We start from the raw sequence: 268 nt of genomic DNA, 5'->3' as shown, positions 1-268 counted from the left end.
GCAGCGCTGGGCGCGGACGAACTGGAGCCGGTGCGCTCGTTCACGGATCTGCGCTGGCTGCTCGCGCGCGGGGCGCTCGAGGGCGTGGGCGCGCGCCTGGAAGTGAGCGCCTCGCGGGGCGCCGGGCACCGCGAGATGCTTCTGGACCTGTCCGGGATCGACAACGGCGAGGTCGATTCCCGGCTGTTGCACAGGATCGGCGTCGCCGGGCCCTGGACGCGCCCCGTGCTGGGCGAGATCCTTCCCGAAGGTGCGGCGCAGCGCGCGG

General features: G+C 74.6%; 1 pseudogene. It reads left to right on the top strand.

Annotation, left to right across the window (positions count from 1 at the left end):
- Window positions 1-268, top strand: a pseudogene (locus VTU_RS33535) (RIP metalloprotease RseP); the annotation flags it as partial.

The sequence above is a fragment of the Verminephrobacter aporrectodeae subsp. tuberculatae At4 genome, assembly GCF_000193225.1.
GTDB classification, from domain to species: Bacteria; Pseudomonadota; Gammaproteobacteria; order Burkholderiales; family Burkholderiaceae_C; genus Acidovorax; species Acidovorax aporrectodeae.
The sequence above is the reverse complement of the archived record's forward strand: the minus strand, read 5'-3'. Positions and strand labels throughout refer to the sequence as shown.